Source organism: Streptomyces sp. NBC_01335 (genome assembly GCF_035953295.1).
Lineage (GTDB): Bacteria > Actinomycetota > Actinomycetes > Streptomycetales > Streptomycetaceae > Streptomyces.
Genome location: NZ_CP108370.1, coordinates 5,045,525 through 5,060,305, shown reverse-complemented (window position 1 = coordinate 5,060,305; position 14,781 = coordinate 5,045,525). Strand labels below are relative to the sequence as shown.

Here is a 14,781-nt window from a genome sequence, read left to right as displayed (position 1 = left end):
GTTCCGGGGGAGCTTAGAGTCCGGGGCGAACCGGAGCGGTCTCAGCGACCGCCCTCGCGCGGGGTGCGGCGGGTCAGCATCCACGGCTCGACCACGCCGAGTCCGCGTACCGGCCGCTGCCACATGGGCTGGAGCTGGAAGCGGTAGGCGGGCAGCGGCGGCTCGTCGGTGAGCGTCCGGCCCTCCTTCTCGGCGATCCGGGCGCGTTCGGCCGCGGCGAGGATCTCCTCGGCGGCCCTGGCCTCGGACTCCGGGGTGTCGCCCGTACGGATCAGCTCTTCGGCGAACGCCCCGTCCACCAGGACGGCGTCCTTCGCGGCTATCGAGGTGAGCCGGCTGGCCAGGTTGACGGTGGTGCCGAAGACATCGCCCATCCGGGTGGTGACGGTGCCGAAGGCGATGCCCACGCGCAGGGCGGGCATCGTCGTGTCGGCCGACATCGCCTCGATGAGCCGGAGCGCGATCTCTGCGGCCGTGCCGGCGTCGTCGGCGGCGAAGAGCACCTCGTCCCCGAGGGTCTTCACCAGCCGTCCGCCGTGCGCGGCCACCAGGTCGGCGGCGGTCGTCTCGAAGGCCTCGACGAGTTCGCCGAGCTCCTCCTCCTCCAGCCGCCGGGTGAGCCGGGTGAACCCGACCAGGTCGGCGAAGCCCACCGCGAGCCGCCGGTCGACCATCTCCTCGTCGTCCTGCGCCTGCACGACCCGCCCGGTGGAGGCGGCCAGCTGCCGCCGCCACACGTAGACGAGGAACTCCTGGAGCTCCGGCAGCAGCAGTTCGACCAGGGGGTACGTGACCTCGGTGCGGGTCATCCCGGGCTCGGGCGGCTCGGTGAGGCCCTCCAGGAAGGAGTCGATCTGCCATTCGGCGAGGCGGGCGGTGGTCTGGCCGGTGGAGCGGGCCACCTGGATGGCCATCGGCTCGCTGAGCAGCCCGGCCTCCACGAGACCGGCGAGGCGGCGCAGCGCCAGCACGTCGGCCTCGGTGAGCGCCTTGGCCTGGCCGATGTCGGCGAAGCCCATGGCGCGCCAGAACCGTGAGGCCAGGTCCATGGAGACGCCTGCGGTGCGGGCCGCCTGGAAGGGGGTGTACTGGCGCTCGGCGCCGAGGATCAGCTGTTCCAGCCGGATCGCCAGCGGGTCGTCGGTCGGTTCGGCCGTGTGATCGACCTCGTGATGGGGCGTGGCATGGACCGAGGGGTCCGAAGGTGGCCTCGCGCCCCCGTCCGAACCCGTGTCGCCGACGGTCACTGCCCGCCTCCTGCCCGTTCCCTGCGCACTGCCCTGCCGATCTGTGATCTGTCGCTGGATCGCCTCAACGATACGGCAGGTGTGCCCTGGCTCACGTCCTCGATGGCCCGGTACGGGTGCGTCGGACGTGACAACTCACGCTTTCGCACTCCGGCGCGCGCCGCGTTCACCCTTCCGGGCGGCGCGTGTTCACTCTCCGTACGCCCCCGTCCGTACATCCACGCGATCCACACACCTGCGCGCGATCCCGTTCCCGCCGTCCGCCGTCAGACGAGCCCGCCCGCCGCGCCGCGCAGGTGCACGATGTCGCCCGCCGAGACCGGCTGCTGGAGCCCGTCGCCGGTGGAGAGGATGAGACGGCCGTCGCCGTCGACCGCGACGGCCTGCCCGACCACCGAGCGGTCGCCGGGCAGCTCGGCCCGCACGGTGCGGTCGAGCGTGGCGCAGCCGGCCGCGTACGCCGCCTGGAGCCCGCTGCGGGCCGCGTCGCCGCCGGCCGCGCGCCACTCGCCGTACCACTGCTCCAGCGAGCGCAGGACGGCCCGCAGCAGGGTCTCGCGGTCGAGCGAGACGGCCTCGGCGAGGGCGAGGGAGCCGGCGGTGGGGGCGGGGAGTTCGTCGGCGCGGAGCGAGACGTTGACGCCGAGGCCGACGACGACGCCGTCCCCGGCGCGTTCGGCGAGGATGCCGCCGGTCTTGCGTTCCACGCCGTCGACGGTCACCAGCAGGTCGTTGGGCCACTTCAGCGCCATGTCCACCCCGGCGGCGCGGGCCAGGCCGGTCGCGGCGGCGACGCCGGTGAGCAGCGGCAGCCAGCCCCAGCGCGCCACGGGTACGTCGGTGGGCGCGAGGTAGACGGAGAGGAAGAGCCCGGAGCGCGGCGGGGCGGTCCAGACCCGGTCGAGCCGGCCGCGTCCGGCGTTCTGCACCTCGGCGACGAGCACCGCGCCCTCGGCGGGCGGGTTCGCCGAGGCCGCCCGGGCGGCGAGGTCGGTGTTGGTGGAGCCGGTCTCCTCGACCACGTCGAGCGAGGTCCACAGAGCGCCCGGCCGCAGCAGTCCGCGGCGGAGCGCGGTGGTGTTCAGGGGCGGCCGGTCCAGGTCCGACCAGCGGTTCGAAGGCGCATCCGGAGGTGTCATGCAAGTAACCCTAGGTGTGGCAAAGGACGCACTGCCGATCCGTGGGGCCGCCGATACGCTACGGGGCAGTAGCTGAACAGGAACGAGGGCTTCCCCGCGGGTGCGTGCCGGGCCCGTCCCCGGGACCGAGCCCCCGTCATGTCCCGTCACCAGGCAGGGAGCCGCCACCCGATGTCCGAGCCGCAGAGCGACATCCACACCACCGCGGGCAAGATCGCGGACCTGCAGCGCCGTATCGGCGAAGCCACGCACGCGGGTTCCGAGCGCGCGGTCGAGAAGCAGCACGCGAAGGGCAAGCTCACCGCGCGGGAGCGGGTGGACCTGCTGCTGGACGAGGGTTCCTTCGTGGAACTGGACGAGTTCGCCCGCCACCGGTCCACCAACTTCGGGATCGAGAAGAACCGCCCCTACGGGGACGGGGTGGTGACCGGGTACGGCACGGTCGACGGCCGTCCGGTGTGCGTGTACTCGCAGGACTTCACGATCTTCGGCGGTTCGCTGGGCGAGGTGTACGGCGAGAAGATCGTGAAGGTCATGGACTTCGCGCTGAAGACCGGCTGCCCGGTCATCGGCATCAACGACGGCGGCGGCGCCCGCATCCAGGAAGGGGTGGCGGCGCTCGGGCTGTTCGCCGAGATCTTCCGGCGCAATGTGCACGCCTCCGGTGTGGTGCCGCAGATCTCGCTGATCGTCGGCCCCTGCGCGGGTGGCGCGGTCTACTCGCCCGCGATCACCGACTTCACGGTGATGGTCGACCGGACCTCGCACATGTTCATCACCGGACCCGACGTCATCAAGACCGTCACCGGCGAGGACGTGGGCTTCGAGGAACTGGGCGGAGCCCGCACCCACAACACCACCTCCGGTGTGGCGCACCACCTCGCGGGCGACGAGAAGGACGCCATCGAGTACGTCAAGTCCCTTCTGTCGTACCTCCCTTCGAACAACCTCTCCGAGCCGCCGGTCTTCCCGGAGGAGGCGGACCTGGAGACGACGGACGAGGACCGCGAGCTCGACACGCTGATCCCGGACTCGGCGAACCAGCCGTACGACATGCACACCGCCATCGAGCACGTGCTGGACGACGCCGAGTTCCTGGAGACCCAGGCGCTGTTCGCGCCGAACATCATCACCGGCTTCGGCCGGGTGGAGGGCCACCCGGTGGGTGTGGTCGCCAACCAGCCGATGCAGTTCGCCGGTTGTCTGGACATCGACGCGAGCGAGAAGGCCGCGCGCTTCGTCCGTACCTGCGACGCGTTCAACGTGCCGGTGCTGACCTTCGTCGACGTGCCGGGCTTCCTGCCGGGCGTGGACCAGGAGTACGGCGGCATCATCCGCCGGGGCGCCAAGCTGATCTACGCCTACGCGGAGGCCACCGTCCCGCTGATCACGGTCATCACCCGCAAGGCGTTCGGCGGGGCGTACGACGTCATGGGCTCCAAGCACCTGGGCGCCGACGTCAACCTCGCCTGGCCGACCGCCCAGATCGCCGTCATGGGCGCGCAGGGCGCGGTGAACATCCTGCACCGCCGCACCATCGCCGCCGCCGAGGACCCGGAGGCGACCCGCGCGCAGCTGATGGCGGAGTACGAGGACGCGCTGCTCAACCCGTACGTCGCGGCCGAACGCGGTTACGTGGACGCGGTGGTCATGCCCTCGGACACCCGCAAGCACGTGGTGAAGGCGCTCCGGCAGCTGCGCACCAAGCGCGAGTCCCTGCCGCCGAAGAAGCACGGCAACATCCCGCTGTAGGAAGCGTCCGGGACGCACGAGCACGGAACGGATTGGAGCCCGCCATGATCAGGGTCGTACGGGGCAACCCGACCCCCGAGGAACTCGCCGCCGCCCTCGCGGTGGTCCGGGCGCGCGCCGCCTCGGCGGCGGCGGTGCAGGACACCGGGGGCCCGGCGCCGCGCGCGCCGTGGTCCGACCCGGCGCGGATCGCCCGCACCACCCGGCCGTCGCCCGGGCCGGGGGCCTGGGCGCGCACCTACTGGCCCGCCTGAGCGGCCTGGACGCGCCCCGGGGCCCGGTCGCCGAGGGTGACCGGGCCCCGGCAAACGGGTGGTTGAGTACCCGTACTCAGGCAGGACGGCGGCGGGCGGAGCAGGATCGGACGCATGCTCTGGTCCGACCCCGACGACCGCCCGCCGAAGGAACTGCGCGACGCCCAGGAGATGCTGCGGCGCGCGGGGTTCCTGCTCGCGCTGGCCATGGTGGTCGGGATGTTCGTGATCGGCCTGCGCTGAGCCGTCGGCCGCCGGCCCGTCGCGCTTACAGCGTGACGGCCCACAGGACGGCCTCGCCCGCGAAGGCGGCGACCACGACGATCCAGGTCAGCACCTTGGCCCAGCGCGGGAAGCGGTAGCGGCCGGGAGCGGGGACGGTCCGGTTGTGCCAGATCCACCAGATGGCACCGGCGCGCACGACGAGCGACACGCAGCTCACCGTGATCTGGATGGCCCGGCTGTCGGTGGCCGCTATCGCGAAGGCCAGGAAGAAGTTCGGCACCAGGAGCCAGACGAGGGCGACCACCTTGCGGGACCGGCTCCACCACGGCGAGAAGCACAGCGCCGCGGCGGCGCCGAAGGTCAGCAGGAAGACGGGGAGCGTGAAGATCTCGTAGATCCCCTCGTCGCCCGGGAGCTGGCTGAGCAGGCTCACCAGAGCACCCACCATCAGGCACCACACGATCGGGAGGGGGTTGCTCCACGCGGGGACCTTCGTGTCCGGCCGGTTCTCGCCCGGGTGGCGGCGCACCTCCTGGCCGTCGGTGTCCTGGTGGTCGGTGGCGTGCGTCTTCATGGTTGCTGCTTTCTCGGTGGAAGAGCTGGAGAGTGAAGAGCGGCAGGGCAGGACGGAGCTGCCGCGGACGGCTCGGTCAGCGCGTCGGGCGGTGAAGCTCGTGGTGGTCAGTGGTCAGTACCGGGCGCGTCAGTGGTCAGTACTGGGCGGTGCGGCGGCGCAGTACGCGGAGTGCGGCGGCGGTGAGCAGGGCCGCGGCGGCGAGCACCAGCACGCTGGAGGCGATCTGGAAGCCCCAGTAGTCGCCGGGCTTCAGGGCGTTCATGAGGAAGCTGTCCTGCGGGAGGGCGTCGTAGAACTGGAGGCCGAACACGCCGCCCAGGTGGAAGCCGTCGACCTGGGAGAAGAGCGGGAAGTCGACCAGCAGCACCGCCCGGGAGCGGACCAGCACCCCGGCGACCAGCCAGGTGAGAACGGGCGCCGCGACGAGCGCCGGCAAGGTGCGGCGCAGGAGTGTGCCGGCCAGCGCGCCGGCCGCGACTCCGAGGAGGACGTGGGCGACGGTCACCGGGCCGATCGTGTAGTACGCGTTCTGCCGCTCGGCGCCGTAGGTGAGCAGGCCGAGGCGGAAGCCGTGCACGGCGCTGATCCGGTACAGCACCACCGGGGGGATGGTCACCGCCGCGAGGACCGCCGCCAGGACCGCCCAGCGGACGGTGAACCACCGCCGGGGCGTGACCGACTGGGTCAGCGCGAGGACGACCCGGCGGGACTCCCACTCCCGCGCGGTCAGCACGGCGGTGACGATCGCGGCGAGCAGGGCGGGCTGGAAGGCGAGGGAGGCGCCGTCGTTCACGAGCTGCTCGGTCACGTGGTGGGCGTCGTTCGCGTAGCGCCCGAAGTGGTACTCCTGGCCGCCGACATGGGCGAGCAGGGCTGTCGCGTCCGCCCAACTGCCGTAGTGGTACAGGAGCGCGGCGCAGACGCGGGCGGCCAGCAGCACGAGGACGAGCGCGACCCAGCGGTACTGCCGTACGGCGATGAGCACGAGCGGCAGGCGTCGTCCGGGCGCGGGGCGGGTGGGCCGGGCGGTCGGGGCGGTGGTGGCGCTCATGCGGCGTTTTCCTTGCTGAGGGCGGTCGGGGCGGCGGGCGTGAGGTGGGCGAGGACCAGTTCCTCCAGCGAGGGGGTCCGTGCGTCCCACTCGGCGGGCAGCGGCCCGGCGGGGCGGATGAGCGCGCTGGTGCCGCGTCCGGCCGGGCGGGCCTCGACGACGGTGTGGCCGCCGAGGCGGTCGGGGCCGCCGGGCACGGCCACCACCGCGTGGGACGCGGTCAGTTCGTCGATGTCGCCGCAGAGCCGGACCGCGCCCCGGTCGAGCAGGAGCAGGTGGTCGCAGACGTCGGCCAGCTCGGAGATGATGTGCGAGGACATCACCACCGTGGTGCCGGTGTCGGCGACGTGCGCCATGAGCAGCCCCATCACCTCCTGTCGTGCCAGCACGTCGAGGTCGGCCATCGGCTCGTCCAGCAGCAGCAGGTCGGCGCGCTTGCCGAGGGCGAGGGCCAGGGCCAGACGGGTGCGCTGGCCGCCGGAGAGGGTCCCGACCCGGTCGTCTTCCCCCAACGGCTCCGCGATCCGCCCGGCCAGCTCCGCGTCCCAGTTGGACTGGTTGGTCCGGGCGCCCAGGTCCAGCATCTGACGGACCGTGAACCGAGGGAAGAGCGGCCGGTGCTGGGCCAGGTACGCGACCCGGGGGTGCCCGGCTCCGGGCGGTCCGCCCAGGACGTCGAGCGTTCCCGACGCGGGCCGTCGCATACCGGCCACCAGCTCCAACAGCGTCGACTTCCCGGCGCCGTTGGGTCCCACCAGGGCGGACACGACTCCCGCGGGGACCTCGAAGGTGCAGCCGTCGAGGACGTCGCGCCCCTTGCGCCCGAATCTCTGGGTGACCCCGCGGGCGGCGAGCGCTGTGTCAGGGCTGCTGGTGCGGAGGGGCATCGGATTCCTTCTGAGGGTAGAGATCGTCCAGCACGTCGGTGAACAGGGCGGCGAGGTCGTCGCGTTCGGCGCCCTCGGCGGCGGCCCGGGCCGCCACGTCCGCGAGCGCCGTCCGCCACGGCGAGTCGGCCGAGGACGCGCCGAGCGTGCCGGTGACGAAGGTCCCGTGCCTGCGCCGGGTCTCGACCAACCCCTGGGACTCCAGCTCGCGGTAGGCCTTGAGCACGGTGTTGGGGTTGAGCGCCGTCGCCTCCACCACCGCCCGGGCGGTGGGCAGCCGGTCTCCCGGCTTCAGCAGACCCAGCCGGAGCGCCTGCTGCACCTGCTGGATGATCTGGACGTAGTTCGGCACGCCGCTGCGCCGGTCGATCCGGAAGGCGAACCCCATGGCGTCACCTCCCGTATGACCAATGAACTAGTTCAATGATGCATTGAATGGTCCGGGCACGTCAAGGCGCCTCTTCCGCGGCCGGACGGCGGAAGTACCCACGCACGCGGGGAAGAAGGGCCCGGCGACCCCTCACCCGCCGTGCGGAAGGGGCCCCGGCGCCCTGCGGCCACCGCGCCGAGGCGGGCCGCACGAGGAGCCCGACGGCCGGGACCGCACCCGCCCGGGGACCTACGATGGCCCGCATGACTGCTCAGCGCCGGCTCGTGCTCGCCTCCGCCTCCCCCGCCCGTCTCGGCCTCCTGCGACAGGCGGGATTCGCCCCCGAGAAGATCGTCAGCGGGGTGGACGAGGACGCGCTCTCCGCCCCGACCCCCGGCGAGCTGGCGCTCGTACTGGCGCAGGCGAAGGCGACCGCGGTGGCGGCGCTCCCGGAGACGGACGGGGCCCTGGTCGTGGGGTGCGATTCGGTGCTGGACCTGGACGGGGAGGCGCTGGGCAAGCCCGCCGACGCCGAGGAGGCCACGGCCCGCTGGCGGGCGATGCGGGGGCGCGCGGGAGTGTTGCGGACCGGCCACAGCGTGATCGACAGGGCGAGCGGCCGTACGGCGTCCGCGACCGCGTCCACCGTCGTCCGCTTCGGCGACCCCACCGACGCCGAGATCGCCGCCTACGTGGCCACGGGCGAACCGCTGCACGTCGCGGGGGCGTTCACCCTGGACGGCCTCTCGGGCCCGTTCATCGACTCCATCGAGGGCGACCACTCCAACGTGATCGGGCTCTCACTGCCGCTGCTGCGACGCCTCCTCGGCGAACTGGGCGTCTCCGTCACGGAGTTGTGGGACTGATCACAGGCGGAGCCGGTGCCCCCGCCACGGGGGCCCGGCCCTCGGAGCTCCCGGGACCGTCGAAGCCGCCAGGGCCGCCAGGACCCCCGGCGCCACCGTCACCCTCGGTGCCGCGCGCCCGGCGCCCGGGTCCGTACCCGATCAGCGTGCCGACGAGCAGCGCCAGCGCCACCATCAGGCAGCCGAAGGCGTACCAGCCGACCAGGCCCACCGCCAGGGCTCCGAGCACCCCGTGCGCGACGGCGGTGAGGATCAGGGCGAACCGGCCCACCCGGCCCGGGGAGCGGTCGCGTACGGCGGCGGTCAGCGCGACGAGCGCGACGACGACCAGCAGGGCCGCCGAGGCGCCGCCCATCACCCAGGCGCCGGTGCTCATGGCCCCGGGCTCCAGTCCGGCCAGCGACATGTTCTGGTTCTCCGCCACGGTGGCGAGGACGGTGTTGACGATCGCCACCCCCACGGCCTCGGCGAGGAGCACGAGCGCGGTCACGACGGCCACCGGTCTGCGCACCACGGCGCCACCCCCTGTTACCCATAGTTACGTCCGACACCGCGGACCTTACTAACGGGTAATCATCTGGACAAGAGCGTGCGCACGGTCGGCGCCGTTCCGCCGTACGGCAAGGGATTTCTTCATCCATTCGTGGGGACCCGACAAAGAAAAGCCACCGGTCGTTGCGCCTACAGACAGAGACCTGAACCACACCTGGTGGCTACTGTGCGGTTAAGGATCGCGGCGTACCGTGGTCCGACAAGGGATTTTGCGACTCCGGAGGCCTCGAAATCACACTCCGTGTGGGCAAGCTCACCACTGGGGACGAGTCGTACGGCCGTGTTGGTAGTCCCTAAACTCAGCTTGTTCCTAGGAGGGAGTCATCGTGCGCAAGGTGCTCATCGCCAACCGTGGCGAAATCGCAGTCCGCGTCGCTCGGGCCTGCCGGGACGCCGGGATCGCCAGCGTCGCCGTCTACGCCGATCCGGACCGGGACGCTCTGCACGTCCGCGCGGCGGACGAGGCGTTCGCGCTGGGCGGTGACACCCCGGCGACCAGCTACCTGGACATCGCCAAGGTGCTGCGCGCCGCCGCCGACTCGGGCGCGGACGCGATCCACCCGGGGTACGGATTCCTGTCCGAGAACGCGGAGTTCGCGCAGGCGGTGCTGGACGCCGGGCTGACCTGGATCGGCCCGCCGCCGCACGCGATCCGCGACCTCGGCGACAAGGTCGCCGCCCGGCACATCGCGCAGCGCGCCGGTGCCCCGCTCGTCGCCGGCACCCCGGACCCGGTCTCCGGCTCCGAGGAGGTCGTGGCGTTCGCGCGGGAGCACGGTCTGCCCATCGCCATCAAGGCCGCCTTCGGTGGTGGCGGACGCGGCCTGAAGGTCGCCCGCACCCTCGAAGAGGTCCCGGAGCTGTACGACTCCGCCGTCCGCGAGGCCGTCGCGGCGTTCGGCCGGGGCGAGTGCTTCGTCGAGCGCTACCTCGACAAGCCGCGTCACGTCGAGACCCAGTGCCTGGCCGACCAGCACGGCAACGTCGTCGTCGTCTCCACCCGCGACTGCTCGCTCCAGCGCCGTCACCAGAAGCTGGTCGAGGAGGCCCCGGCCCCCTTCCTCACCGAGGAGCAGAACGCCCAGCTGTACGCGGCGTCGAAGGCGATCCTGAAGGAGGCCGGCTACGTCGGCGCCGGCACGGTCGAGTTCCTCGTCGGCACGGACGGCACGATCTCCTTCCTGGAGGTCAACACCCGCCTCCAGGTGGAGCACCCGGTCACCGAAGAGGTCACCGGCCTCGACCTGGTCCGCGAGATGTTCCGGATCGCCGACGGCGAGGAGCTGGGATACGGCGACCCGGCCGTACGCGGTCACTCCTTCGAGTTCCGTATCAACGGCGAGGACCCGGGCCGGGGCTTCCTGCCCGCCCCGGGCACCGTCACCACCTTCAACGCCCCGACCGGCCCCGGTGTCCGGCTGGACGCGGGTGTCGAGTCCGGCAGCGTCATCGGCCCCGCCTGGGACTCGCTCCTGGCGAAGCTGATCGTCACCGGCGCCACCCGTGAGCAGGCGCTCCAGCGCGCGGCCCGCGCGCTCGGCGAGTTCACCGTCGAGGGCATGGCCACCGCCATCCCGTTCCACCGCGCGGTCGTGGTGGACCCGGCGTTCACCTCGGACCCGTTCCGCATCCACACCCGCTGGATCGAGACCGAGTTCGTCAACGAGATCAAGCCCTTCACCACGCCCGCCGAGGCGGACGAGGACGAGGGCAACCGGGAGATCGTCGTCGTCGAGGTCGGCGGCCGGCGCCTGGAGGTCTCGCTCCCCTCGTCGCTGGGCATGAGCCTGGCGCGTACGGGCCTGGCGGCCGGTGCGAAGCCGAAGCGCCGCGCGGCGAAGAAGGCCGGATCCGCGGCCTCGGGCGACACCCTCGCCTCCCCCATGCAGGGCACCATCGTGAAGGTGGCCGTGGAGGAGGGCCAGGAGGTCAAGGAGGGCGACCTCGTCGTCGTCCTGGAGGCCATGAAGATGGAGCAGCCGCTCAACGCGCACCGCTCCGGCACGATCAAGGGCCTCAGCGCCGAGGTCGGCAGCTCGCTGTCGTCCGGCGCCGCGATCTGCGAGATCAAGGACTGACACCTGCGGGACCGCCCTCGGGCCTCCCGCAGGGGCCCCGCCCGGTCCGTACGCCCACCGCGTACGGACCGGGCGGGGCCCTTCCGCGTTCCGGGCCCGGGACGAAAGGGCCAAGTCGCGGTCCGGCGGCGGGCCCGCCGGAGGGCGGTGGCATCCTGGAGCCGAGGAGACCCGGGAGGATGACCCCACCATGGCCAGCGTGACGCCGCCGAGCACGGCACCGACTCCGGACCCGGACGGGACCGGTCCCGGTTCGCCCGTGCCCGCCCCCGCGCCCGCGCCCGGACGGCCGATGCGCGCCGACGCCCGCCGCAACCACGACCGGCTGGTCGGCGAGGCCCGTACCCTCTTCGCCGAACAGGGCACCGACGCCTCGCTGGAGGACCTCGCCCGGCGCGCGGGCGTGGGGATCGGCACGCTCTACCGGCACTTCCCCACCCGGCCCGCGCTGATGAACGCGGTCTTCCAGGACGCGCTGGCCGACCTGCTCGACCACTCGTACGCACTGGCACGGGCCGAGCAGCCGTGCCACGCCCTGGTGGAGTGGCTCGGCGCGATCGTCCGGCACGCGGGCGAGTACCGGGGGCTGGCCCGTGCGCTGCTCTCCGCCTCGCGGGACGACACCTCGGCCCTGGCCCCCTGTCACGTACCGCTGCGCGAGGCGGGGGCCCGGCTGCTGACACGGGCGCAGGAGAGCGGGGCCGTGCGGGCGGACGTGTCGATCGGCGACCTGATGCAGCTGACCAACGCCATCGCACTGGCCGCCGAGCAGAACCCCGAGGACCCGGAGCTGGCCGACCGGCTGCTCCTGCTGACGCTCCAGGGGCTCAGGAGCAGGGCGGAGACGACGGGGACGGTGCCGGGGGCCTGAGAGCCCGCCCCCGCGCCGCGCGCCGGGGCGTCGGCAAAACCGCCCGGTTCTCCGCCTTCTCAGCGCCGCCGCAGGTCGGCGACGCGGGCGCGCTCCGGGGGGCCAGGGTCGGCGAGGACCGCGGCGCCGCGCAGTTGCTGTCCCAGGCCGCCGTTCTGGGTGCGGCGCTGGCCCGGCAGCGGCATGTCGCGCCGGGGTCTGCCGTTCGGCGGGGCGCTCTCCGTGCCGGAGTGGCCGGAGTCGGTGTCCCCGCCAGCGAGGGTGATCTCCACGCCCTGGTCGGCCAGGGCGTGGATCTCGGCGGCGGCCCGCTCGTCGTGCAGCGGGGGTTCGTCGGTGACCAGCCGGGTGACCAGCTCGGTGGGCACCGTCTGGAACATGGTGTCGGCGCCCAGCTTGGTGTGGTCGGCGAGGACGACCACCTCGGCGGCGGCCTGCACCAAGGCCCGGTCGACGCTGGCCGAGAGCATGTTGGACGTGGAGAGCCCGCGCTCGGCCGTCAGCCCGCTCCCGGAGAGGAAGGCCCGGGAGACCCGCAGCCCCTGGAGGGACTGCTCGGCCCCGCTGCCCACCAGGGCGTAGTTGCTCCCGCGCAGGGTGCCGCCGGTCATCACGACCTCCACGCGGTTGGCGTGCGCCAGGGCCTGGGCGACCAGCAGGGAGTTGGTGACGACGGTGAGGCCGGGCACCCGCGCGAGCCGGCGGGCCAGCTCCTGCGTGGTCGTACCGGCGCCGACGACGATGGCCTCGCCCTCACCGACCAGCGCGGCCGCCGCGTCGGCGATGGCCGTCTTCTCCGCGGACGAGAGATGGGATTTCTGCGGAAAGCCGGACTCCCGCGTAAAACCGCCCGGCAAGACCGCACCGCCGTGCCGGCGGTCGAGGAGTCCTTCTGCCTCCAGTGCCCGCACGTCCCGCCGTACGGTCACTTCGGAGGTCTGGACGACGCGGGCGAGCTCACGGAGCGATACCGCCCCGTTGGCGCGCACCATTTCGAGGATCAATTGACGACGTTCTGCAGCGAACACAGAACTGACAGTAACCTGACCCGCGCGCGTTTTCAGCGCATTGGGCCGAATTGCAGAAGTTGGCAACGGAGTGCGCCATCAAGTGATATACGCGAACCCGATGTTGTCAGACTTGCCCGTGCAGTCGCCGTCCGTCGCCACCGGATTGACTGGAACGTGCACACAACTGGTCGGCGAGCGGTCAGATGCGATCCGCCCGCTTCCCAACAAGCCCCGCCACGACGGCAGTTGCCATCGGGCGGGGCCGAACGCGCGGGGTGACTAGACCTCGCCGTCGAGCTTCCGGGTGTGCAGCTGGCGTGCGACCTCGGCGATCGAACCCGACAGGGACGGGTACACGGTGAACGCGTTCGCGATCTGTTCCACCGTCAAGTTGTTGTCGACCGCGACCGAAATCGGATGAATCAGCTCGCTGGCGCGCGGCGCGACGACGCAGCCGCCGACCACGATGCCGGTGCCGGGACGGCAGAAGATCTTGACGAAGCCGTCGCGGATGCCGAGCATCTTGGCGCGCGGGTTGCGCAGCAGCGGGAGCTTGACGACCCGGGCCTCGATCTTGCCGGCGTCCACGTCGGCCTGGGTGTAGCCGACGGTGGCGATCTCCGGGTCGGTGAAGACGTTGGAGGAGACGGTCTTGAGGTTCAGCGGGGCCACCGCGTCGCCGAGGAAGTGGTACATCGCGATCCGGCCCTGCATCGCGGCGACCGAGGCCAGCGCGAAGACGCCCGTGACGTCACCGGCCGCGTAGACGCCGGGGGCGCTGGTGCGGGAGACCTTGTCGGTCTTGATGTGGCCGGACTCCTTGAGGTGGACGCCCGCCTCTTCCAGGCCCATGCCCTCGGTGTTCGGGATCGCGCCGACCGCCATCAGGCAGTGCGTGCCGGAGATGACCCGGCCGTCCGCGAGGGTGACCTCGACCCGGTCGCCGACGCGCTTGGCGGCCTGCGCGCGGGAGCGGGCCATGACGTTCATGCCGCGGCGGCGGAACACGTCCTCCAGCACGGCGGCGGCGTCCGGGTCCTCGCCCGGCAGCACCCGGTCGCGGGAGGAGACGAGGGTGACCCGGGAGCCGAGCGCCTGGTAGGCGCCGGCGAACTCGGCGCCGGTGACGCCGGAACCGACCACGATGAGCTCCTCGGGGAGCTCGTCGAGGTCGTAGACCTGGGTCCAGTTCAGGATGCGCTCGCCGTCGGGCTGCGCGTCCGGGATCTCGCGGGGGTGGCCGCCGGTGGCGATCAGCACCGCGTCGGCGGTGAGGCGCACCTCGGTGCCGTCGGCGGCGGTCACCACGACCTGGCGGGAGCCGTCGGCGGCCTGGAGGCCCTCCAGACGGCCGCGGCCGCGCATCACCCGGGCGCCGGCCCGGGTGACGGAGGCGGTGATGTCGTGGGACTGGGCGAGCGCGAGGCGCTTGACACGCCGGTTGACCTTGCCGAGGTCGACACCGACCACCCGGGCGGCCTGCTCCAGGGCCGGGGTGTCGTCGGCGACGATGATGCCCAGCTCCTCGTAGGAGGAGTCGAAGGTCGTCATGACCTCGGCGGTGGCGATCAGGGTCTTGGAGGGGACGCAGTCGGTGAGCACCGAGGCTCCGCCGAGGCCGTCGCAGTCGACGACGGTGACGTCCGCCCCGAGCTGGGTACCGACCAGTGCCGCCTCGTAGCCGCCGGGGCCGCCGCCGATGATCACGATCCTGGTCACGAAATGTCCGCCTCGCGTGGTGTCATCCCACGGCCGTCTGCCGTCCCGGCCGGGGTCCGGGGGATCGCCCCGGGGGAATGCAGTACGTACTCCATTGTCCCGCACGCGCCAAAGTGCTTCGCCCCGGGGCCCTCCATCCGGGCGCCGGAGCCGTCCTCGCAGCTCGGGCGCGGTGGGCCGGAC

The 14,781-nt window shown here is 72.5% G+C and carries 15 protein-coding genes; 6 read left to right on the top strand and 9 right to left on the bottom strand.

Features of this window, described 5'->3' with window-relative positions; translation table 11 throughout:
- Positions 1–41: 41 nt before the first annotated feature.
- Both OG599_RS21820 and OG599_RS21815 read right to left on the bottom strand, forming a co-directional pair.
- Complete coding sequence (locus OG599_RS21820) at positions 42–1,247, bottom strand: adenylate/guanylate cyclase domain-containing protein (protein WP_327177661.1); 1,206 nt, start codon at positions 1,245–1,247, stop codon at positions 42–44.
- Between the two features lie 266 nt (positions 1,248–1,513).
- Positions 1,514–2,386 (bottom strand): biotin--[acetyl-CoA-carboxylase] ligase, encoded by an 873-nt coding sequence (locus OG599_RS21815; RefSeq protein WP_327177660.1) that lies wholly within the window; start codon positions 2,384–2,386, stop codon positions 1,514–1,516.
- Positions 2,387–2,557: 171 nt separating this feature from the next.
- Here OG599_RS21815 and OG599_RS21810 point away from each other — a divergent pair, with 171 nt between their 5' ends.
- The 3 genes from OG599_RS21810 (at position 2,558) to mmpB (ending at position 4,635) form a co-directional block, all read left to right on the top strand.
- Positions 2,558–4,138: an acyl-CoA carboxylase subunit beta gene (locus tag OG599_RS21810; RefSeq protein WP_327177659.1), complete on the top strand. Its 1,581-nt coding sequence runs from the start codon at positions 2,558–2,560 to the stop codon at positions 4,136–4,138.
- 44 nt (positions 4,139–4,182) lie between these two features.
- Positions 4,183–4,392 (top strand): acyl-CoA carboxylase epsilon subunit, encoded by a 210-nt coding sequence (locus OG599_RS21805; RefSeq protein ID WP_327177658.1) that lies wholly within the window; start codon positions 4,183–4,185, stop codon positions 4,390–4,392.
- 114 nt (positions 4,393–4,506) lie between these two features.
- Positions 4,507–4,635, top strand: coding sequence for a morphogenic membrane protein MmpB (gene mmpB / locus OG599_RS21800; RefSeq protein WP_327177657.1), 129 nt, complete (start codon positions 4,507–4,509; stop codon positions 4,633–4,635).
- Positions 4,636–4,660: 25 nt separating this feature from the next.
- On the opposite strand, the gene OG599_RS21795 is transcribed toward mmpB, so the two are convergent.
- From OG599_RS21795 to OG599_RS21780, 4 genes are all read right to left on the bottom strand, one after another.
- On the bottom strand, positions 4,661–5,191 hold the full coding sequence (locus OG599_RS21795) for a hypothetical protein (RefSeq protein ID WP_327177656.1): 531 nt from the start codon (positions 5,189–5,191) through the stop codon (positions 4,661–4,663).
- A 136-nt stretch (positions 5,192–5,327) separates the two neighbouring features.
- Complete coding sequence (locus OG599_RS21790; RefSeq protein WP_327177655.1) at positions 5,328–6,245, bottom strand: hypothetical protein; 918 nt, start codon at positions 6,243–6,245, stop codon at positions 5,328–5,330.
- Positions 6,242–7,132 (bottom strand): ABC transporter ATP-binding protein, encoded by an 891-nt coding sequence (locus tag OG599_RS21785; protein ID WP_327177654.1) that lies wholly within the window; start codon positions 7,130–7,132, stop codon positions 6,242–6,244. Before OG599_RS21785 ends, OG599_RS21790 begins: the two co-directional genes overlap by 4 nt.
- On the bottom strand, positions 7,107–7,520 hold the full coding sequence (locus tag OG599_RS21780) for a GntR family transcriptional regulator (RefSeq protein WP_327177653.1): 414 nt from the start codon (positions 7,518–7,520) through the stop codon (positions 7,107–7,109). The genes OG599_RS21785 and OG599_RS21780 overlap by 26 nt, the downstream gene beginning before the upstream one ends.
- A 236-nt stretch (positions 7,521–7,756) precedes the next feature.
- Between OG599_RS21780 and OG599_RS21775 the strand changes: the two genes are divergently transcribed.
- Entirely contained in the window at positions 7,757–8,368 is a 612-nt protein-coding gene (locus OG599_RS21775; protein ID WP_327177652.1) for a nucleoside triphosphate pyrophosphatase, read from the top strand.
- Here OG599_RS21775 and OG599_RS21770 read toward each other — a convergent pair.
- Positions 8,349–8,879 (bottom strand): hypothetical protein, encoded by a 531-nt coding sequence (locus OG599_RS21770; protein WP_327180132.1) that lies wholly within the window; start codon positions 8,877–8,879, stop codon positions 8,349–8,351. The genes OG599_RS21775 and OG599_RS21770 overlap by 20 nt on opposite strands.
- A gap of 367 nt (positions 8,880–9,246) precedes the next feature.
- Between OG599_RS21770 and OG599_RS21765 the strand changes: the two genes are divergently transcribed.
- Both OG599_RS21765 and OG599_RS21760 read left to right on the top strand, forming a co-directional pair.
- On the top strand, positions 9,247–10,998 hold the full coding sequence (locus OG599_RS21765) for an acetyl/propionyl/methylcrotonyl-CoA carboxylase subunit alpha (RefSeq protein WP_327177651.1): 1,752 nt from the start codon (positions 9,247–9,249) through the stop codon (positions 10,996–10,998).
- 292 nt (positions 10,999–11,290) lie between these two features.
- Positions 11,291–11,869, top strand: a complete 579-nt coding sequence (locus OG599_RS21760; protein WP_327180131.1) for a TetR/AcrR family transcriptional regulator — start codon at positions 11,291–11,293, stop codon at positions 11,867–11,869.
- Between the two features lie 59 nt (positions 11,870–11,928).
- Here the strand turns inward: OG599_RS21760 and OG599_RS21755 are convergent, their stop codons facing one another.
- Together OG599_RS21755 and OG599_RS21750 are read right to left on the bottom strand one after the other, a co-directional pair.
- Positions 11,929–12,897 (bottom strand): DeoR/GlpR family DNA-binding transcription regulator, encoded by a 969-nt coding sequence (locus tag OG599_RS21755; RefSeq protein ID WP_327177650.1) that lies wholly within the window; start codon positions 12,895–12,897, stop codon positions 11,929–11,931.
- 261 nt (positions 12,898–13,158) lie between these two features.
- Positions 13,159–14,598: an NAD(P)H-quinone dehydrogenase gene (locus OG599_RS21750; RefSeq protein WP_327177649.1), complete on the bottom strand. Its 1,440-nt coding sequence runs from the start codon at positions 14,596–14,598 to the stop codon at positions 13,159–13,161.
- Positions 14,599–14,781 lie beyond the last annotated feature (183 nt).

What these genes read in the sequence shown, in the direction of transcription:
- OG599_RS21815 (WP_327177660.1), bottom strand. Translation starts at nt 2,386, where the DNA reads ATGACACCTCCGGATGCGCCTTCGAACCGCTGGTCGGACCTGGACCGG.
- OG599_RS21810 (WP_327177659.1), top strand. Translation starts at nt 2,558, where the DNA reads ATGTCCGAGCCGCAGAGCGACATCCACACCACCGCGGGCAAGATCGCG.
- OG599_RS21805 (WP_327177658.1), top strand. Translation starts at nt 4,183, where the DNA reads ATGATCAGGGTCGTACGGGGCAACCCGACCCCCGAGGAACTCGCCGCC.
- mmpB (WP_327177657.1), top strand. Translation starts at nt 4,507, where the DNA reads ATGCTCTGGTCCGACCCCGACGACCGCCCGCCGAAGGAACTGCGCGAC.
- OG599_RS21795 (WP_327177656.1), bottom strand. Translation starts at nt 5,191, where the DNA reads ATGAAGACGCACGCCACCGACCACCAGGACACCGACGGCCAGGAGGTG.
- OG599_RS21790 (WP_327177655.1), bottom strand. Translation starts at nt 6,245, where the DNA reads ATGAGCGCCACCACCGCCCCGACCGCCCGGCCCACCCGCCCCGCGCCC.
- OG599_RS21785 (WP_327177654.1), bottom strand. Translation starts at nt 7,132, where the DNA reads ATGCCCCTCCGCACCAGCAGCCCTGACACAGCGCTCGCCGCCCGCGGG.
- OG599_RS21780 (WP_327177653.1), bottom strand. Translation starts at nt 7,520, where the DNA reads ATGGGGTTCGCCTTCCGGATCGACCGGCGCAGCGGCGTGCCGAACTAC.
- OG599_RS21775 (WP_327177652.1), top strand. Translation starts at nt 7,757, where the DNA reads ATGGCCCGCATGACTGCTCAGCGCCGGCTCGTGCTCGCCTCCGCCTCC.
- OG599_RS21760 (WP_327180131.1), top strand. Translation starts at nt 11,291, where the DNA reads ATGCGCGCCGACGCCCGCCGCAACCACGACCGGCTGGTCGGCGAGGCC.